This window comes from Deltaproteobacteria bacterium (assembly GCA_016874775.1).
In the GTDB taxonomy this organism is placed as follows: domain Bacteria; phylum Desulfobacterota; class Binatia; order Bin18; family Bin18; genus VGTJ01.
Map to the genome: position 1 here is coordinate 36,123 of VGTJ01000011.1, position 19,771 is coordinate 55,893.

The following is a 19,771-nucleotide window of genomic DNA, read 5'->3' on the forward strand; positions in this document are numbered from 1 at the left end:
TCCATACGAACAGTTATAAGGCCACTATGACACAGAGCCAACACGTAGAGGCTGCATCGACAGCGAGTGCGCAATCAGACCTTCGTCCCTACGTCCCAGCCGACCAATGGGTTGCCGAATTTACGCTCAAAGCGGTTCTCCTCGGCGTGTTTCTGTCTGTGGCCTTTGGCATGGTCAATGCCTACTTGGGACTCAAAGTTGGCCTCACGGTTTCAGCTTCGATTCCTTCGGCGGTGATTTCGATGACGGTTCTACGCGGTCTCCTCAGACGCGGAACTGTGCTCGAAAACAACGTCGTCCATACGATTGCCTCTAGTGGTGAGTCACTGGCTGCGGGCATTATCTTCACCATTCCGGCGCTGATTTTTCTTGGCCTCAATCCTTCTGGATTTCTGATCTTCCTGTTAGGTGCGACTGGGGGTCTGTTGGGGATCCTTCTGATGATCCCGCTTCGCCACAATCTCACAATCAGCGAACATCGAGTGCTCCCATTTCCAGAAGGGACGGCCTGCGCCAAAGTCCTGATCGCTGGCGATACCGGTGGAGCCAGCGCACAACCAGTGTTTCTGGGTATTGGCCTCGGGGCTGTGTATCAGTTTGCTATGAAAGGTCTGCGGCTCTGGCACGACTCTGTCCTGTGGAGTTTCACCGGTCTGCAGAAAGCAACGATCGGTTTCGAACTCACGCCGATCTTCCTCGGTGTGGGGTATCTCATTGGGCCACAGATCGCCAGTTACATGTTGTGTGGTGGTGTTCTTGGTTGGGCGGTGTTGATTCCTGTCTTCAATACGCTAGCCGGCGGTCCAGTCGGTGAGGTCCTCGGTCTGCACGAAGAGATTCTCCAGCTCCCAGCCTTTGCGATTTGGAGTAAATACGCCCGTTATGTTGGCGCCGGTGCGGTCGCGACTGGCGGGATGGTTTCTCTTGTGCGTGCTTTTCCAGCTATGCAACAATCGCTGCAAGTTGCGCTCTCTGGGCTACGAGCCGAAACCAACCACGACAACAGAATACGTACAGATCAAGACCTCCATCCTGGTATCGTCGTTAGTGGTATTGTCCTTCTCGGACTCGGGTTATGGCTAGTCCCGGTGTTCCAGCTCGACTTTATCGCCGCAGCGCTGGCTGTGACTTTTGCCTTCGTTTTTGTCGTCGTTTCTGCGCGCATGGTGGGACTCATCGGCTCGACATCACAGCCAGTATCCGGAATGACAATCGCGGCATTGTTGGCCATCAGTTTGATTTTGCTGGCTACAGGTCATACCGGCACTGAAGGGATGACAATGGCCATCACGTGTGGCGCAGTGGTATGCATCGCTGTCGCTCTTGCTGGGGATATGAGTCAAGATCTTAAGACCGGCGCATTACTCGGCGCCACTCCGCGTTACCTGCAGATGGGAGAAATGCTTGGTGTTGCTGTTGCTGCACTCCGGGCAGGTTGGGTATTGTTTCTTCTGCACCAAGCGTACACGTTGGGTTCTGAACTGCTTCCTGCTCCACAAGCGAAACTGATGGCCACACTTGTACAAGGGGTGATGGAAGGGCAATTACCCTGGGCCTTGATGGCACTTGGTGGCGGGTTTGCACTCATCGCCGAATTCGCCGGTATCCCGAGCTTGGCCTTTGCCATTGGTCTCTATCTACCTGTGACGACTTCGGCATCGCTGATTCTTGGTGGCCTTGTCGCTGGGTGGGTCAAAAAGCAGGCAATCGGTGAAGAAGCGTATCAGGAACAGCACAACCGCGCGACGCTCTTTGCGTCAGGATTAATCGCTGGAGACGCGCTCATGGGCATTGGTATCGCCATACTGGTTGTGAGTGGACTCGATAAAATTCTCGCCCTTCGTTCGCCTGGTGAAGGACCGCTTGAATATGTGTGGACGATCGTGCCGTTTGCGTTGTTGGCCTGGGGGTTAGTCCGAATAGCGAAACAGGGGCGTTAATTTCCGAGGCAGGTTCCTTCTAAGAGGACCCATCATCTCCACGACCATGTTCGTCAACACCATTAGGTCCCATCGAGTACACATCCAATGCCCCTTTTTCCCCGAGAAAACGGTAAACGAATCGACGTCCCCGAAAATCCAAAGGAACACTCTAAGGAGGTTCCGAAAAATGATAGCCACGTATCGATTTTCGGCGAAAATCGATAGTAAGGGAACAATATTCGCCGCTAATTGTGAGGAGGAATGAGACGGGTCAGGGCGCACGGGACCGCGCCCTGACCTGGGAGAAATCTGACGTCAGCTGAAAAACTACGGCGCAACGTTATCGAACACGTTACACCCATCTCCAGCTAAGATCAGATTGGCCTGAGTGCTACCTGTCGCCGTGTTGTTCTTCACGTTACTCGGACATACGATCGACATACCAAATCCAGGGTTTGTTTCTAACACGGTGTTACCAATGACCGTACTGCCTGCTGACGCGAATAGGCCCGTGCCGATGCTCCCCCAGACGGTATTACCAGTGACCGTACTGCCTGGGCCAGCCGAGAGACCAACACTCGCGGGATTGTTTCCGTTGAAACGCAGGACGGAGTCCTTTATTTTACTTGCCGTCGTTGCCACGATGCCAAAGCGGCGATTCCCCTGAGCAACAACATTCTCAACCAAGCTGCTCGTGCCGAGAAACATTCCGGTATCAGAGTTATTGTCGACATGCATATTCTGTACGATGTTGCCCGGACCAGCGAGCGAAATGCCTGTCGCAAAGCCTTTCACCGTACCGTTTTTCACCGTCACGCCTTCGACCGGAACACTGGCGGAAATACCAACAGCAAAACCGTCACCACTAATAGTGAATCCTCGCATATCAATCGTGACATGACTTGACGAAACGACAAGACACGTCCGGCTTGGCGAGTAGATGTTGCTGACGAGTATGTACGATGTTTGATCCCCACCCTTCAGCTCTTGACAGTGGTCGCGATAGGGAGAAGCGAGTCCCCTGCCCACGCTGGCCCACTCACCATTAACGCACCGACGAACGCAACTGCACAACGAAGAGTCCTGCTCACCTGCTTCATAATGCCTCCTTCCCGAACAAAGAATAGAGAATGAAATCTATCGGCGACTGCGGGAAAAAGTGAAGTAGGGACAAGAAGGAAGTTTCCCCTACCGAATGCACTTAGCGTATCACTTCCTGCGCCATGAAATAAAGAGGCTTGCCACCCTACGGTTGACTGATTATGGTGCGAGGCACGGACAAACGTATGAAATTCGCCACTGTCAGCGAGGCTATCCGGTATACCCCTGAACCCCGGATTACCGGCCCTGACCGCCGTTCGGAATTCGAACGCGACCGGGCACGGATTATTCATTCTGCAGCCTTTCGTCGCCTGCAAGGAAAAACCCAGGTGTTTGGCGTGTATGAAGGAGATTTCTTTCGCACGCGCCTCACCCATTCACTCGAAGTGGCGCAAATTGCCAAAGGGATCGCACTGAATCTTGGCGCCGACACCGATCTCGTTGAAGCTGCGTGTCTGGCGCACGATCTTGGTCATCCTCCTTTCGGCCATACTGGTGAGCAAGTATTGCACGAGGTGATGCGCCCGTACGGAGGCTTTGAAGGCAACGCGCAAAGTTTCCGTATTCTCACGCGATTAGAACGCAAGCATGAGACATACACCGGTCTGAATCTCACGTACCAAACTCTTGATGCCATACTGAAATATAAAACGTGTATCGATGAAGCCGCACTGACCGCCGCCGGAGATGGACCAGCCAAAGGTTTCTATGCCGACGATCAGCCTCTCGCCCAAACAATCGTGCGCCACACTGGAACCGGAGGACGTCGCAGCTTTGAATGTCAGATTATGGATGTAGCCGATGACATCGCCTACTCTGTCCATGACCTCGAAGATAGTCTCAAAGCACGATTATTGACCGTCGCGGACTTTCGTCGTACTCCATCTGCTCGCCTCGTGCGTGAGGTCAATAGTCATCTTCTCCGAGTCGGAGAAACTGTCAGTGAGGACAAAGTTCACGATGAACTCCTACAGATAGCCGAGCGCTTAGAATCGCTCGAACGCAGAGCCGGGAAAGCTGCCTTGAAAATGCTCACACGGGATCTGATTCATGACTTCTCATGTAGCGTCGCCTTTCAGGACGGAGAACGGATCGATACCTCACCGGACATCCGCATCCGTATCGAGATTCTGAAAATCTTTGAGTCGCAGCATGTGATTTACAATCCACGCGTGACAACCCTCGGCCACAAAGGCAAAGAGGTTTTACGCCGACTGTTTGCCGTCCTCGATCAAGGCAAAGAGTCGATTGGGCTCCTACCGGAAAATTGGGGAGATGAGTACGAACGAGCACTACTTGATGGTAATGAACCCGTTCGCAAACGTGTCATTTGCGACTTCCTCGCTAATATGACCGACTCGTATGCAATGCGATTCTACAGCCGCTTGTTCGTGCCAGGAGAGGGAAGTTTTTACGAGGTCTTATGACCTCGTAATGCAAAATGCAAAATAGGAAAAGAGAGTCTTTTTTTCCTCCTCATTCTTCATTCTTAATTTTTAATTTTTCATTGCCTCTTAGCGAAGCGCCACCGCCGGATCTTTCTGCCGTGGCAGATCGAACCAGATCTCATTACAAACGTTCATCTCCTCTTCGTCCAACTTCAAATCGACTGCCGGCAGCGATTGCCGCAGTTGTTCCACCGAGGTTGCCCCAACTATGGGTGAAGTAATCTCAGGTTGGGCAAGGACCCATGCAACAGCTACCTGCGCAAGCGGTTTATTACGAGCGGCAAAAAATTCTTGCAGATGTGCAACTGCACCGAACTGTGCTTCCTGCCAATAACGCTGACGATAAATGTGCCCGGCACGACCAGCAAGCCCAAATCGCAAGTTCGCAGACGGTTCCGTATCTTGTTTGTATTTACCGGTAAGAAAGCCACCAGCCAGCGGGTTATAGGGAATCACGCCAACACCCTGACCACGACAGAGAGGCAATAACTCGTTCTCGATCTCACGGAACATCAAGTTATAACGAGGCTGTACACAATCGAATCGAGCTAACCCGAGCTTGTCACTCGTCCATAAAGCTGAAGCTAAAAGCCAGGCTTGAAAATTCGAGCAGCCGAGATACCGCACCTTGCCTTGATGAACGAGATCATCAAGCGCGCGCAGGGTTTCATCCAAAGGCGTGCTCGGGTCTGGCGCATGGACCTGATAGAGGTCGATGTAATCGGTTTGTAATCGTCGCAAGCTTTCTTCGACCGCTGTGAAGATATGTTTGCGCGAGAGCCCTTGGTCATTCGGCGCTTTACTCATCGCCCCCCAACACTTGGTTGCAAGAACAATTTTGTCTCGCTTCCCTTTGAGCCATTTGCCGATAACTTCCTCAGTCCGACCAACGGTATCGAGCCCACCGCCGACCGGATACACATCCGCAGTATCGAAGAAATCCACCCCGAACTCGACCGCAGTATCCATAATCGCAAAGCTGGTCGGCTCGTCACATTGACGGCCAAAGGTCATCGTGCCCAGGCAAATCTCCGAGACTTTCAGTCCCGTCCGGCCCATACGTTTGGTTTTCATTGCTTCTCCTCCTTTGACGTACGCTGTTTATGCTGCCTGCGACAGAGATCAAGGGCAAGGCTCTTCCCTCATCTGGGTTTTCGTTTGCAACTGAGGTATGCTTGCCGGTGTCGTCATTGTTTCGGACCAAACAACACAAGAGCCGTTATTGAAGGAGGAGAAGATCATGCCACAGAAAATCAAATCCTCGCCCAAAGTCGTGCCAATGCGTCCACGGACAAAAGCTGCCAGCGCTGCTCTCGACCCACGTGCCGCAAAAGTGCTGCATCAGCAAGATCGTGATCATCTTGTTCATGGCTTTGTCCCCTTACAATTACAACAGAAAAAAGGCGTACCGATTTTCGTCAAAGGCCAAGGGGTGTATTTGTGGGACACCGAAGGGAAAAAATATATCGACGGTCTCGCCTCGTTATGGAATGTCCATGTCGGACATGGCCGCAAGGAAATTAATCGTGCCGTCGCTGCGCAAATGGACCAGCTCGCCTTCGCGCCAACGTTGATCGGTCCGACTTCTGTACCAACGGTACAACTGGCAACCAAGCTCACCAAAATCGCTCCCAAGGGACTGACTCGTGTACTCTTCACCTCAGGCGGCTCCGAAGCGAATGAGGCTGTGATACGGCTTGTACGTGCCTACTGGAAAGCCAAAGGCCAACCGAACAAGACCAAGTTCATTAGCCTCAATCAGGCGTATCACGGCTCATCAAGTGGTGCGGCTGTGCTCGGCGGTATTCCCGTTTTTAACAAACAGATGGAACCCGGCCTGCCCGGTATGATTCACATGGCACGTCCGTACTGCTATCGCTGCGAACTCGGCAAAACCTATCCATCGTGTAAAGTTGATTGCGCTACCGAATTGGAGCGCATCATCGAGCGCGAAGGCGCGGATACGATTGGTGCGTTCATCACTGAACCAATTCAGGGCGTTGGCGGTGTGATCATTCCGCCAGCCGAATGGCTTCCTAAGATTCGCGAAATTTGCTCGAAGCACAATATTCTCATGGTGTGCGATGAAGTCATCACCGGATTTGGTCGCACCGGTTCGATGTTTGCCTCTGCTGGTATGGGAGTTGCGCCAGACGTCTTGGTTAGCGCCAAAGGTGTCACCAGCGGTTATCTGCCCCTCGGACTTGTCTTGTTTAGAGAAGAAATCTTCCAAACCTTCCTCTCAACTGGTGATGATTACGCGTTTTGGCATGGCTACACCTACACCGGACATCCCACCGTATGTGCGGCTGGACTGGCGAACTTAGATATTATCGAGCGCGAGAAGCTCGTCCAAAAAGCAAAGGAACAAGGGAAGTATCTTGCTAAGAAGCTCGGTACGCTCAAAGATCTTCCCATCGTCGGTGACGTCCGCAGCCAGGGCCTGATTGGTGCGGTCGAGCTTGTCAAAGATAGAGCAACCAAGGAAATGTTCCCCGCAGACATGCGCATCGCACAGAAGACCTGGGAAAAAGCCCTTGACGCTGGCGTCATCACTCGTGTCGCCGGTGGGAATAACATCGCCATCTGCCCACCGTTGATTATCACCAAAGAACAGATCGACGAACTGATTACTGCTTTACGCAACGCGATCCTCGCCGTCATGGCCGAGATCGATGGTCAGTGGAAAATGGCGAGTGGGAAGTAACGCGCAGAATCCCTCCGCCTGAACTCGCCGAGGGCCACTTCTGCTGTGGCCCTCTTTCACTCCCTGCTTCGGATTTTGCCTTACTTGCACGTAGATTACGCATACACGTCCTCGCGACAAATCATTCTGCCAATCGCACGATTGCCCTCCTCGCCGTGGTTTTATATAAGTCCGAGCGGGAGGGCTCGACATGGGGCTGCAGGATCTCCGTGATCAAATTTGTATTGTCGGTGTTGGTGATACGCAGCAGGGCGCAGTGCCAGACAAGACCGGCGATGAATTAGCCATTGCAGCGGCACGCGCAGCAATCCAAGATTGTGGACTGAAAAAAGACGACATCGACGGTCTGTTCGTTCAACCGAGCTACGGTCGTCAGGGCGATTATCTCAAAGTCGGGCTGATGTTGGGAATGAACCCACGTGTCGGTGGAGCAGTCGAGGCGTCAGGCGCGACTGGCTGTTACATGATCCAACATGCCGCACTGCTCTTACATGCGGGCATGGCGCAATACGTGCTCCTCGTCTATGGCACGAATCAGAAAACCAATCGCAATCGCTTCGGTGGAGCGCTGCTCGAAGAACATGCTCCTTACGGGGGATTTAATCCGTCACTTCCCTTTGCCTTCGCTTTTCGCCGTCACATGCATCTGTATGGGACAACCGAAGAGCAACTTGCAACTATTGCAATAAATCAGCGCCGACATGCCGCACTCAATCCCAAAGCCGTCCTGCGTACACCAATTACGCTCGATGAATATATGAGTGCGCGTTACATCGTCGCGCCGCTGCGCCTCTTCGATTACTGCCATATCACAGATGGTGGACATGGGTTTGTGTTGACGACGGCAGACCGCGCAAAAGACTTGCGCAAACCGCCGGTGTACATTCGCGGTCTCGGACGCCAAGAAGCATTTCGTGCCTATGAAACTCCCGATCTGGTAATGCAAAGTTTCCAACAACAACGTGTTGCACGCATGATCTTTCCGATGGCAGACATGACGCCCAAGGACGTACAGGCGCTGTATGTCCAGGACGCCTATAGCCCGGCCATCATTGCAGCACTGGAAAATTACGGCTTCTGCCCAGTCGGTGAAGCTGGCCGCTGGATACAAGGTGGTCGCATTGCTGTAGACGGAGAACTACCTGTGAATGTCAACGGCGGGCAATTGTCTGAAACATACATGGTCGGCTGGCAAAACACCTGTGATGCCGTTCGTCAGTTACGCGGTGAATGCGGGCCCCGGCAGATCGCCAATGTGGAACGAATCATGTGCACTTATACTGGCGGACTGCGCGAGCACGCTGGCGCCTTGATTTTGCGGAGGTAACGGTATGGCTGACTATAAGAAACCTCTCCCGGTCATCGAAAAATGGAATGCTCCCTATTGGCACGCGGCAAAACAGCACGAGTTCGTCGCCCAACGTTGCCGAGCCTGTGGCTATGTTCACTTACCTCCTGGTCCAGCATGCACCAATTGTTTGTCCGAAGATCAAGAATGGGTACCACTCAGTGGCAAAGGAACCATCAACTCGTTTGGTGTCTATTATCAGCAATGGCATCCCGGATTTGCCGATGACATCCCGTACAATGTTGCGTTGATTGAACTCGCCGAAGGTCCGCAGGTTATTAGCCAGGTGGTGGGATGCAAAAACGACGATCTCGCTTGCGGGTTGGCAGTGGAAGTCACGTTCGAGGATGTCACACCAGAGATTACACTGCCGAAGTTTCGCTTGGTACACTAGCGGGCATCCAGGGGAATTCAGCAGTGGCCTGTAGTTAAGCCTCCTGGATTCCCGCATTCGCGGGAATGACGTCCCTTGAGTTAGCCATCAAAACTTTCTGGACTATCTACTAGTGGATCTTCAGAGGTAGCGTGCGCTGTGCCACGCTGCGTTCGCCTGCTCTGATTCCCGTGCGCATGGCGTCCGCTACGGTCCCTCTGGTGAAAACCTCAATTGTACTCATACCGCAGCTTCCCTGAAGGGACGATTCCTTTCTGTCCTTCATCTACACCGACAATGGTGCCGCCTTTGTCACCTCATACTTCTTTGCGCTTACTGCTCCTGCCAGGATCTTTGGCGCGAGTTGTATGAACTCCTTCATGTGCTCAGTCTGAAAGTGTTTCGCCAAGGCTTCGTCCGACTCCCATTCCTCAAAAATAAAGAACGTCGAAGGTTTGGTGCGGTCAACGTGGAAGGTGTACATCAAGCATCCAGGCTCCTTGCGTGTCGCCTCTTCGAGCCGTGCAGCAAGCTTCTTGGCTTCTTCCCACGCTTCAGGTTTGATCGGAATCGTTCCAGCAATAACAATCATAAAAAGATCCTCCTTGTATCATTCTTGCGCCGGCAGAATGATGAGATTGAGCCGATACTCGATACTCTCTTTCAACAGCCCTTTGATGTAGCAACCTTTTTCTGCTCGCTCGACGATCGTGCGGATTTTCTCCTCCTGCGCGTCACTTCGCACGGTCAGCTCCACATCGAGAGTTTTCACGAACCCCTTTTCATTCGCTTTCGCTGACATCGTCGCTCCCGCTAGTGGCACTTGGCGCGCACGGGCAGTGATTTGCAGAGAAATCAGTAGGCAGCCACACAAAGCACCGAGAAACGAGGTCACGGGATCAGGAACCACACCGTTACCACCCATTGTGACCGGTTCGTCAAGTTTCCAGTGTAAATCTCCGGCATGAAGCTCAATGGCGAAGCTGTCACTCGTGGTGTTAGCGACGGTGTGACGAAAACCGCCTAAATCCATACCTTTCCCTCTCTTGCTTCTCCTTCTTTCAAACGCGTAGGGGCACGGCGTGCCATGCCCCTACCTGCACTCGTCGATGCAAAACGAGAGTTCCTATCGTGCGTCTCGGAACGACACCCCTTCAGCCTGCGGTTGTTGGAGAGGCTGAGGCGCTGGGCTTGCCGTAAACACCGCTTCTAATTCCTTCTCTAACTGCGACTCTTCAACAAAGCCCATAAAGGCTTTCTTGACCTTTCCATCACCAGTAAAGAGAAAGCTACTAGGCAAGGCAAACACTTGGTATCGCAATCCCACCTCACTGGTGGTATCACGTGCAATCGCATAGGGGACCCGGTATTTGTCAACAAAATGCTTGACGTTATCTTCTTCACTCTGCATTGCGACACCGATGACCTGAAACCCACGGTCTCGATACTTGTGATACATCCGTACCAGAGCTGGCGTCTCGACCACACACGGACCGCACCACGTGGCCCAGAAATTCACTAACACCACTTTGCCTTGGTAGTCAGACAATTTGACCGCCTCACCATCAATTGAGGTGAGCGCAAAATCATATGGGCCATACGCCGTCTTGGGCGGCGCCGCTGCCACTGCTTCTTTTGGCTCTACGGTCGATGAGGAATTCTCCAACGTCAATAATTCTTCAGCATTGAGGAAAGTAAATTTCGAAGCTATCCACCCCATCTTATCGGTGAAGATCAAGCCGCCAACAAGAATAAGGAGCACCCCACTCGCGACCTCAAGCTGTCGCAAATAGCCTTTCATGCCCTTAAAGAACGACAAGAACCCATTTAAGAATGCAGCGGAAAGGATAAAAGGAATGCCTAACCCGAGCGAGTACGCGGCAAGCAAAAACACCCCACGCGTGAGAGTCTCGGCAGTCGCTGCCATTGTGAGAATGGCGGCCAGAATCGGTCCGACACACGGCGTCCAGCCGAAGGCAAAGAAGATGCCTGCTACAAAAGCTCGCCCCATGCCCGGACTGGTCGGTTCACCAGATAAACGGCGGTCTCTGAGCAATGCTGGGATCGGCAACAACCCAGCAAGATGTAAACCAAGAATGACGATACCGACACCAGCAATTTGTTTCATTAACCCGAGATTCTCGCGTAACACTCCGCCAATAGCAGAGGCAGAAGCGCCAAGAGAAATAAACACGAGTGAGAATCCGAGAACGAATGGCAGGCTTTTGGTAATCGCACTGAGAACCAGTTGCGAACGATTTTGTTGGCTGGTTAATTCATCAAAGCTCATTCCCGTAATGAACGTCAGATACCCAGGTACAATAGGAAGTACACACGGCGAGACAAACGACAGAAAACCTGCAAGTACTGCGATGCCAAGTCCAATATCCATACAATCGGTGGGCCTCTCGTTGGTAGGTTAAGTTACACGATTTCTCTGTTAACTCACGGTAATGCCGGAAAGTTCCCAAAGACTCAGAGGCAGAATTCCAGCGGAGAGAGGGGGATTTGAACCCCCGATGCCTTACGGCATACACGATTTCGAGTCGTGCGCGATCAACCGGGCTCTGCCATCTCTCCGTACTTTTTGTACTATAAGTGATTTCTACTACGGACGAAAGGCCGGATTGTCCCACAACAAGAACGAGATTAGCATAGGGAAGTTATCACTACCGTCCACGATGGAGGGGAATGTATGTCTCTATCCAAGGCTGGGCTCCTTTGCATAGTTGCTGTGGCCTTCTTATCCCTCTCGTTACCCGTCGCCTACGGCCAACATCAGCATCCTTCTCTCGCACCGCCACTGAGGCCATTGGTCAAGTTGGTCGGCTTCCTCAACCCCACGCTGTCTCCCAACAACCTGCTACCGGTCGTCACCTTAAAACTCCCAGGAGATCAGAAGCGGTATACATTCCTGGTCACAGAAATCAAAGTCATGGCTGGCCCATTACGAACGGCTGAAAGCATTCTGGCGGAGGTCAAACCGTACAGAACAAGTTTTCATATACGCACCTCCCGAGACATCGCAGCACAGATTGCAGCAGCAACTCCAAGCGAGCAATTAACAATTCTTGCGCAATACTCCCAGGCAGATCGTGCATTGCTCATACAAGGGTTCGAAAAAGGTAGTGCCGACGGCAGCAGTCAGTAATCAGTTGTCAGTAAGACCGAGCAACGAGCTAGTAGTCAGTTCAGAAAGTTCTGATGGATAACCGAGACACGTCATTCCCGCGAATGCGGGAATCCAGGGGGCATAAGCGGAGACACCTGCTGGAAGATCCTGGATGCCCGCCTGCGCGGGCATGACGAACTTGAACTCCTCAAAATTAAATTGTCTGACTACTAGCCTTTCCCCCTTCGATTGCGAAAGAACGTTTGCAAGAGCGCTCGACACTCCGCTTCTCGCACTCCCGCCGTCACTTCCAATCGATGATTTAGGCGAGGATCATTTGAGACGTCGTACAGCGAACCAGCAGCACCGGCTTTGGGGTCATAGCAGCCGAAGACAAGCCGTTGCACTCGGGCGTGCAACAACGCTCCCATACACATGAGGCACGGTTCAACTGTCACATAGAGTGTGGTTCCAGGAAGACGATAGTTTTTCAATGCCGCGGCGGCATCTCGAAGCGCAAGAATTTCTGCATGCCCAGTTGGGTCATGTCGTTGGATGGGTTGATTGTGCCCACGACCGATAATCTCATCGTTCGCAACGAGCACCGCGCCAACCGGGACCTCTCCTTCTGCTTCCGCTAAAGCAGATTCAGCGAGGGCTGCGGCCATCCAGAATGTGTCGTCACACGGTGATCGATAGTCTATCATTGCTAGACGTATGGACTACGTAACATGTCATGGGTACCGCAAGCATAAAACGTAATACGTTCCCCGCTCCTCCTCACTTACGTTTTACGGATTAGCCATTGTGTTTTTCTTACTGTGCCGCAGCCTGTCGCAACTCCGCAATCGTTGCCACCTTATTCCCGTGTCCACCGGCAATCCGCTCAACTGCGATCCCAGCAGCAGTAATACTGTCAAGCAACTCCTTAGGCCATTCTGGCGGTTGTCGTGGTGCACCCGGTGAAAACAGATCTGAGACAAAAAGCAGTTTCGCATGCGGAACATAGGCAGCGAGCATACCTTCAGCATGGGCATTGGGGATCGGATAGACTTCTACAGCTTGCTCCCCGTCAGTAAGCACCTTCTTGTCACTCTCCACAGTTTCTATTGGCCCAGGCTTTTGCGTTTTCTGTAGACTATCCGGAACGTAGGTGTGCTGAGCCTGCAACATTTTCTGCACGAATGCTTCGCTCGCCTTCCCTGTGACAATCGTTGCACCGACGGCTGCATAGGCTCTCAGTCCACCCGAGTGATCATTATGGAAATGGGTACTCACAACGCTGCGCACCGCTTTCCCGGGAAATCGGCTCTCGAGTGCGGTAAGCACCGCTAGCGAACGCTCTTCATAGAGCGGGGCATCAACAACAATCAAGTGATCTTTCATTTCAACCACTAAGCTATGGTGCGTTCCACCGGTCACGTGAAACACACCCTTCCCTACTTCGCTGAGTTGGACCTGGGTTTGGAGATCATCAAGGGGGCTCGCTAAGGCAATGCGACGCAACAACCAGAGAGAACGCCGCTCCCCCCAACTGCCATCAGCTGGGTCAATCTGCTTGAGGTCCTCGGGAATCGTGAAATCAGATTCTGTTACCTCCACGTCATGCTCTAGCGAATCGATGATCTCTGTTGCGACATCCAACCCGTTGATCCGGTACTGTAAGCTAAACGGCATTTTGACTGTACCCACTTGCCGCCAATCATCAAAGAACAGTTCGTTTTGCGTATCTCCAGCCACTGGGTCGTCTTCAAGAAAGGTCACTTTCCGCAAGAGGCGCGTTTCCGCATCAAGAGCTAGCAACACTTGCTGTCCGCGATCTGTGTAAGCAACGATGTAATGCAAACGGCCTTTGATCAATTGATCACCCAAACGCAAGAACGAACTTGAGCGCGTCAGTGCGTTGATAAGAATCGAGACCGGCGCTCGGCTCAGTTCTTTTCTCCGCGCCGCCATGCGCGCAGCCGAGGCTGGTCGCTTATCCGGGCTTCGTGCGCCATCTTTCCCGATGATGGCACCTTCGTCGCCGTTGATAATTTCTGTGTATTTCCAGGGCAGCGCAAACGGATAAATCGTCTCACGCTGCCAGTCATAGCGGATTCTTCCGGTGTTAAGGTCACGCAACAGGGTACAGGTAAAATTCGCCACTTTCCGTGGGACCTCAGCTCCAGGCTGCACAGTTTGTTCAGGTTCGAAACTCTCACCGTGACTGACGACCCGTTGGCTCTTAATGGCGAGGAGAGCCTCGCGTCCGCCGATCGCAAGCAGCGCAGAATCAATGTAGACCTGGGCAGGTTGCGCCCTGCCTTGCTCAGGTAAGCCACAACTCAACACAAGACCGATCACGACTGCCCCAAAGTGTTTGAACATGCTTGTACTCACAAACCGCGAGCGCGGGCTTATCTCCTCTAAAGTTGCGGGCAACATTAGGAAAGCTAGGAAAGAGAGTCAAGCCGTAGGGAGATGGCGTGTCGCTTCAGGTTGGTTTTGTCTTGTAGGGGCACCCGAATGTGGGTGCGGTGTTCCTGGGCGGCCATCTCGCGCCACCTCTACAAAGACGCATCCACGCCTTAGCCTGAACCCAGTACCGTTCGGCACAAAACTTGACCACCGACAGGCGGCGGCTGCCACTTCCCTCTCCCTGCCAGGGAGAGGGCTAGGGCTCATAAGGGTAGGTTTTTTATCCAAGCCTCAATTGGCGCGGATTTCCCGTCGTTAGGAGCCGCCTGTTCGTCATGCCCGCGCAGGCGGGCATCCAGGAGCTTCACCCCTGAACGATTGCGTATTTCCCCTGGATTCCCACATTCGCGGGAATGACGTCTCGTCTTTTCTCAGCGTAGAAGCCGACCCGTAATAGAGGGCTGGGGTGAGGGTAACGCGCTAGGCAAGTCAGTCACACCCACGCTTTCTCCCCTCATCCTGTCCTTCTCCCCGCAGGGGAGAAGGGACCCCTCTGCATACGTACATAGCGAGTGCCGAACACTATTGCCCTGAACCACTACCAGAAATGGCAAGACCTCATCCGCATGAGGGCACAGAGACTAACAGCCTCACGAAAACCAACACATCAACCGAGCACGTCACTCTATCAAACAGTGATCGTCGTGCCATCGAACTTCGTCAGAGAGAATCCACCAAAGAACTCGTTATAGGTCGCACGAAAGTCGGTCAGAATGCCGATCGCCACGGCTTCGCCAAGCTTGAGGCCCTCGATTCCATCCGAACGCCAATGTACACCAGCAGTATCGCGCCCTAAAGAACTATTCGTCGCCAGCTTGTTGAGTTCTCCACCAATAGTGAGCACTGGACCAGAGTACCCATCAAGTGCCGTCCCATCAGCATTCGCAACCACCGGGTTGGGCACCGCAAGAGCTTCCTTGAAGAAGGCCTTCAGCACCGTCGAACACGCTCCCGCAATCGTGGCATGCCCTGCGGGATAGGCAGGGTGTGTCGGACATCCTTCAGGATAGGCCGTTGGCAAGAGATACGTTCCGTACTTGCTGAATACGGCGTTCAGCACCGGTGAATTGAGAATCTCGGGATGGATCGGATAATTCGCGGCGCCGACTTTATGGTTATGCACATGACCACCAAACGCTTCAGGACGTAGGCGTCGGTGTACCAGCCATTTCTGATACCATGCCGCTTTCAACGCTTCATTCGCCACACGAGTAACAAGATCCAGAATATGTGGTCCACCAAACGTGATAAAGCCACCTTGTTTAGCCGCCGTTTTATATGGATTCGCATCATCCAGCGCCGCGCCACCAAAGCCGAGCAGGATCAATGCCGTATTGAGAAACGCCTGATACGTACAGTCGCGATGCAGATACTCAGCTAAGTCTCGTCCAGTGCTGACGTAACGAGGCGTCGAGTCGAAAGTGATGCTTGCCGTTGGCGGAAAGCCTTTCTGGATGCTCAGCCATTCGGCATAGCTGGTCATGAAGTCGTTCCCTTCAACTGGAACACAGTACCGTTGTACGATGGTCTGCGTTCCGTACGGAATATCTTTCCAGAGAAACTGAGAAATATACGGCCCGGTGAGATCACCTGGAGTATTGCCACGAAAGAGCGTTCCGGTTGTCACCACACCGCCGAGCTTCGGACCTCTGAAAATGGAAAATTTCGACAAATCGACCGCCGCCCCTCGCGTTGACAGATCAGTATCATACTCGACAAACGGCACGTCGCGGGTGAGTGCTTGCCAATAGAGTTCCGCCATCTCCCCAGCTTCTTCCTGACTACTGAAGGTCGGAGGTGGAATCATCGTAAGATGGTGAGAGTCTGGACCTTCGAGTGAGAAGGCAAACGCCGCTTGTGGGTCAGCCTGTTTCACACTCCCCCCCTGGGGGATCGCTTCAAACGCGTTCGGATCACCAGAGGTGAGAGCACTAATCAAAGCGCTATACGCAGGGAGGTCAACGTGTCCTAAATCGTTATGCGGAAGCGCTTTGGAATAGCTGCCGATCTTATTGGCAAAAAACGCCTCGTCCCCATTGTCAGGATGATCAGGCAGAGGAAAATCGCGCTGAAACTTTGCCGCATCGCGACGAATTTTGAAGGCTTGCTCGCGTCGTTTTTTGGGCGTATCTGGCCCAATTGCTGCCGCTTCGGCGACATTGGTTTCTCCAGTCATGGACCCAAGGCCAACGGTATCAGCAACAACACCGGCGGCAGTAAGAGTGCCGACTCTGGTCAGAAACGTCCGCCGACTGACAGATTTTTCCTCACTGATTTTTCGTTCTTGGTGTTTTTGTTTTACATTGCCCCCTTGATCTGGACGCTTCTCTACCATTCCTTATTCTCTCCTTGTTCTTGATGACTCAGGAGAGCGTGTCCCCTCCACCTCCCCGTGACATCTGACAGTATCTGCTGGAAATCGTAGCATGCCCGCTAGAGCACCCTCAAATATCCCCTCTTTCCCGTCAGCAACGTTTGACCATCCAGGACAATTCTCGTATACGTTTCCCAGCCAGGGGGCAGACTCAATCGTGGTGCTCCCGTAATTCGTGACAATGAAGGGATATCTCACATGAAGTTTCACCTCTTCGTTTATGCTACCTTAGGGCGTCGGCATGAGTTAGCTGCCGGTATGGCGGGAAAACGTCCAGAACTCTACCAACGTATGTTGGATGAAGTTGCGCAGATTACACGCTTTGCCGATGAAGCAGGCTACGCTGGTATTGGTCATCCTGAACACCATTTACAAATCGAAGGCTTTGAAGCCAGCAATGAACCCGGCTTGCTCTCCATGTGGATGGGACAACACAGCAAGCGCCTGCGCATCAACATGGTGGGTTTTGTTGCCCCCACACATAATCCAGTCCGTACTGCTGAGTACATTGCGACGTTGGATCACATGCTCCGCGGTCGCTTGGGCGTTGGCATCGTCCGAGGCTATCAAGCGCGTTGGGTTCATAACTTCCGTATTCGCCAGGACCTCAACGCTGTGGGAGATTGGAACCGCAACAGCGAAGACGACAATATCAACCGGGAATACTTCAAAGAGTTTGTTGATATCGTTCTGACTGCTTGGAAAAAAGATACATTTAGTTACCATGGCAAGTATTTCACTATTCCGCCTAAGGATATGATCAATCCGCACGTGCAGCCGGTCTACACTAAGTATGGTACTGGCGTAGACGCTGATATGCGTGTGCGTGAGATTGGTATTGCGCCCAAGCCGTTTCAGAATCCCCATCCTCCCCTATACGGCGGGTTCACGCATAGTATGCGGACTGCCCTCTTCTGGGCGCAATATGCCGGAAAACCGATTGTCCTCGCTTCGGATTTACAATTCTGCAAGAACCTCTGGCGAGCATACAACGAAGAAGCTGCTAAGCATGGACATAACGTTCAGCCTGGAGACGAAGCAGCATGGGGCGGTTCGCTGATCTGTGCTCCGACAATGGCAACCGCACAGGAATGGTCACAAGACGTGAAATGGATGTGGGACCAATGGTTCGTGCCGTTCGCGCAAGGTCATCCAGAGTATCTGGTCGGCGACCCAGATTTCATCTCACGACGCATTGAAGAAGCGGCAAAGACGTTTCCGATCAAAGAATGCTTCTTCCTTCTGCCCCAAGGGATCTCGCCAATCGAGCAAGTCTTAAGTTCGTTGGAATTGTTTGCCAAGAAGGTGATGCCGCGGTTTGCGGACTAGCAATCGTACCAGGCACGGCCGGTAGCGCTATCTCAGACTCCTGTCGTGCCGCAATTCAACTGATACCGGGCAATACCCTCATTGCCGTTCCCCACATACGTCACACTCTCGCAAAGATCACAGACTATTGCGATACCGCGTCCGTAGCGCTCTGCTTTCCGTGCAACGCTGTCCAACATCACCGCCTCATGATCGAATCCGCGACCATTATCTTTGACACGGATTTGCAAGCATTGCGGCTCCGCGTGCCACACATGCTCAATCTCAACCTCAATCTGCCCTGACCGTAAGACGCGCAAACGTTCAGCGCGCACGCGCGTATATTCCTCAAAGCCACCAGCTAATTCCTTAAGCCGGGAGTCCACCTCAAGCACACCATGATCAAGAGCATTATTGAATAATTCGGAAACAATGTGGTAGGTGCACCTCTATGTTAATGAACGCTCCCTCTACGTATTTCTGTCACGGATTCTACGTAGTTTTTGTTAAGGATCGCCCTTCCCAACTGGTAAAGGATTTTGGCATCCTATGGTGCCGGGGCGACGAGTGACCGAAACTGTCAGGTAAGGGCTGGAATTGGCGTTCCTTCAGAGTGGTACGTTAAGATTGGTGATGAATGCTAAATCGGGCCATAAAACATTCGCACACTTTACGCGAGAGCCCAACGGACGTGTCATTCTGAACGTAGCGAAGAATCTCTCCGAGAGACCCTTCGTTTCACTCATAGTGACATCACAGGTGACCAATGATCTGTGGACTGATGTAGCGAGTAGATACGTCATCTCGCGGCATAGTGGTAGGCCAATAGTCGAAAATTTTACACACCAACAGTTAGAGAATATCATGACCTCTGTAAGAACGAATGCACCAGCAACAACCGTTGAGGCTGCGCGCCCAGACTCTACTACGCGTTTACGGGTCCTCCATGAAATGAATCGCGCCATTCTCGCCGCGCAGTCCCCTCAAGCGGTCGCCCAGATTGCGATCGAACACTTACGAAAAATTATTCCCTGTTGGCGCATTAGCGTCTCGCTCTCTGATAGAGCTGCGCAGACGTTCACTCTTCTTGCTGTCCACACAGAAGTTGAAACAGATGTCCCAGCTGGAGTAGTTTTCCCATTAGCAAGAGGGAGTGACCTCCATCCGCGTCGAGCAGAGGTTTCGAAGGTCGACGATCTAACCAGCTTACCCGTCCTTCCCCCCATCTGGCAGGATCTGCAGCGGGAAGGCCTACGATCATTCGTCAATGTTCCACTCATTGTCGATGACCAACAGATTGGCTCGTTAAATATCGGAGCTAATACGCCGCACTTTTTTATCCCTGACCACATCGACCTAGCTTGTGAGATTGCAGACTCTCTCGCCGTCGCCCTTAGAAAGTGTTTTTTAATTCGTATTTTCCGTCGTCACCATCCGCAGCGTGCGCCGGATACTGGCCAAGTACACCATAGCGTCACTGGAAACGGTGGTATGTTCGAAGTCCCGACACAAGCGCCGCTAGCGCCCCAGCCAACCGAAGGACCGCTCCACCACCCAGCGGCGGGGCAACACGGTAAAGCCTTTGGCGTCTGCCGAACGGCGCACCACCTCCAAGCGC

Annotated in this window: 17 protein-coding genes and 1 tRNA gene; 8 read left to right on the plus strand and 10 right to left on the minus strand. The window is 52.7% G+C overall.

What is annotated here, in order from left to right; genetic code table 11:
- Window positions 1–26 precede the first annotated feature (26 nt).
- The gene (locus FJ147_03175) at window positions 27–1,940 is read left to right on the plus strand and encodes an oligopeptide transporter, OPT family (GenBank protein MBM4254880.1); all 1,914 of its coding nucleotides are present in this window, start codon (window positions 27–29) and stop codon (window positions 1,938–1,940) included.
- Window positions 1,941–2,249: 309 nt separating this feature from the next.
- On the opposite strand, the gene FJ147_03180 is transcribed toward FJ147_03175, so the two are convergent.
- Window positions 2,250–3,059: a hypothetical protein gene (locus tag FJ147_03180; GenBank protein ID MBM4254881.1), complete on the minus strand. Its 810-nt coding sequence runs from the start codon at window positions 3,057–3,059 to the stop codon at window positions 2,250–2,252.
- 125 nt (window positions 3,060–3,184) lie between these two features.
- Here FJ147_03180 and dgt point away from each other — a divergent pair, with 125 nt between their 5' ends.
- Entirely contained in the window at window positions 3,185–4,450 is a 1,266-nt protein-coding gene (dgt, locus tag FJ147_03185) for a dNTP triphosphohydrolase (protein MBM4254882.1), read from the plus strand.
- Between the two features lie 87 nt (window positions 4,451–4,537).
- Here dgt and FJ147_03190 read toward each other — a convergent pair whose 3' ends face one another.
- The gene (locus FJ147_03190; protein MBM4254883.1) at window positions 4,538–5,545 is read right to left on the minus strand and encodes an aldo/keto reductase; all 1,008 of its coding nucleotides are present in this window, start codon (window positions 5,543–5,545) and stop codon (window positions 4,538–4,540) included.
- Between the two features lie 97 nt (window positions 5,546–5,642).
- Between FJ147_03190 and FJ147_03195 the strand changes: the two genes are divergently transcribed.
- The 3 genes from FJ147_03195 to FJ147_03205 all read left to right on the plus strand — a co-directional run bounded on the left by FJ147_03195 (window position 5,643) and on the right by FJ147_03205 (window position 8,920).
- Window positions 5,643–7,178, plus strand: a complete 1,536-nt coding sequence (locus FJ147_03195; GenBank protein ID MBM4254884.1) for an aspartate aminotransferase family protein — start codon at window positions 5,643–5,645, stop codon at window positions 7,176–7,178.
- A gap of 190 nt (window positions 7,179–7,368) precedes the next feature.
- Window positions 7,369–8,505 (plus strand): thiolase family protein, encoded by a 1,137-nt coding sequence (locus FJ147_03200; protein ID MBM4254885.1) that lies wholly within the window; start codon window positions 7,369–7,371, stop codon window positions 8,503–8,505.
- A 4-nt stretch (window positions 8,506–8,509) separates the two neighbouring features.
- Complete coding sequence (locus FJ147_03205; protein MBM4254886.1) at window positions 8,510–8,920, plus strand: Zn-ribbon domain-containing OB-fold protein; 411 nt, start codon at window positions 8,510–8,512, stop codon at window positions 8,918–8,920.
- A gap of 265 nt (window positions 8,921–9,185) precedes the next feature.
- Here the strand turns inward: FJ147_03205 and FJ147_03210 are convergent, their stop codons facing one another.
- The 4 genes from FJ147_03210 to FJ147_03225 all read right to left on the minus strand — a co-directional run bounded on the left by FJ147_03210 (window position 9,186) and on the right by FJ147_03225 (window position 11,479).
- Window positions 9,186–9,491, minus strand: coding sequence for an antibiotic biosynthesis monooxygenase (locus tag FJ147_03210; GenBank protein ID MBM4254887.1), 306 nt, complete (start codon window positions 9,489–9,491; stop codon window positions 9,186–9,188).
- An 18-nt stretch (window positions 9,492–9,509) separates the two neighbouring features.
- Window positions 9,510–9,932 carry an OsmC family protein gene (locus FJ147_03215; protein ID MBM4254888.1) on the minus strand — a complete coding sequence of 141 codons (423 nt, stop codon included), beginning with the start codon at window positions 9,930–9,932 and terminating at the stop codon, window positions 9,510–9,512.
- Window positions 9,933–10,025: 93 nt separating this feature from the next.
- Window positions 10,026–11,291, minus strand: coding sequence for a redoxin domain-containing protein (locus FJ147_03220; GenBank protein MBM4254889.1), 1,266 nt, complete (start codon window positions 11,289–11,291; stop codon window positions 10,026–10,028).
- A 101-nt stretch (window positions 11,292–11,392) separates the two neighbouring features.
- Window positions 11,393–11,479, minus strand: a tRNA-Ser gene (locus FJ147_03225).
- A gap of 115 nt (window positions 11,480–11,594) precedes the next feature.
- Here FJ147_03225 and FJ147_03230 point away from each other — a divergent pair.
- The gene (locus tag FJ147_03230; GenBank protein MBM4254890.1) at window positions 11,595–12,050 is read left to right on the plus strand and encodes a hypothetical protein; all 456 of its coding nucleotides are present in this window, start codon (window positions 11,595–11,597) and stop codon (window positions 12,048–12,050) included.
- Window positions 12,051–12,241: 191 nt separating this feature from the next.
- On the opposite strand, the gene tadA is transcribed toward FJ147_03230, so the two are convergent.
- From tadA to FJ147_03245, 3 genes are all read right to left on the minus strand, one after another.
- Window positions 12,242–12,718, minus strand: coding sequence for a tRNA adenosine(34) deaminase TadA (tadA, locus tag FJ147_03235; GenBank protein MBM4254891.1), 477 nt, complete (start codon window positions 12,716–12,718; stop codon window positions 12,242–12,244).
- A 109-nt stretch (window positions 12,719–12,827) separates the two neighbouring features.
- Window positions 12,828–14,438, minus strand: coding sequence for an MBL fold metallo-hydrolase (locus FJ147_03240; protein ID MBM4254892.1), 1,611 nt, complete (start codon window positions 14,436–14,438; stop codon window positions 12,828–12,830).
- A 661-nt stretch (window positions 14,439–15,099) separates the two neighbouring features.
- The gene (locus tag FJ147_03245; GenBank protein ID MBM4254893.1) at window positions 15,100–16,647 is read right to left on the minus strand and encodes a vanadium-dependent haloperoxidase; all 1,548 of its coding nucleotides are present in this window, start codon (window positions 16,645–16,647) and stop codon (window positions 15,100–15,102) included.
- A gap of 396 nt (window positions 16,648–17,043) precedes the next feature.
- On the opposite strand from FJ147_03245, the gene FJ147_03250 reads away from it, so the two are divergent.
- A complete protein-coding gene (locus FJ147_03250) occupies window positions 17,044–18,174 on the plus strand; it encodes an LLM class flavin-dependent oxidoreductase (GenBank protein ID MBM4254894.1) in 1,131 nt (376 codons plus the stop codon).
- Window positions 18,175–18,206: 32 nt separating this feature from the next.
- On the opposite strand, the gene FJ147_03255 is transcribed toward FJ147_03250, so the two are convergent.
- Window positions 18,207–18,587 (minus strand): ATP-binding protein, encoded by a 381-nt coding sequence (locus tag FJ147_03255; GenBank protein ID MBM4254895.1) that lies wholly within the window; start codon window positions 18,585–18,587, stop codon window positions 18,207–18,209.
- 199 nt (window positions 18,588–18,786) lie between these two features.
- Between FJ147_03255 and FJ147_03260 the strand changes: the two genes are divergently transcribed.
- On the plus strand, window positions 18,787–19,771 hold a 985-nt coding region (locus FJ147_03260; protein ID MBM4254896.1), incomplete at its 3' end, for a GAF domain-containing protein.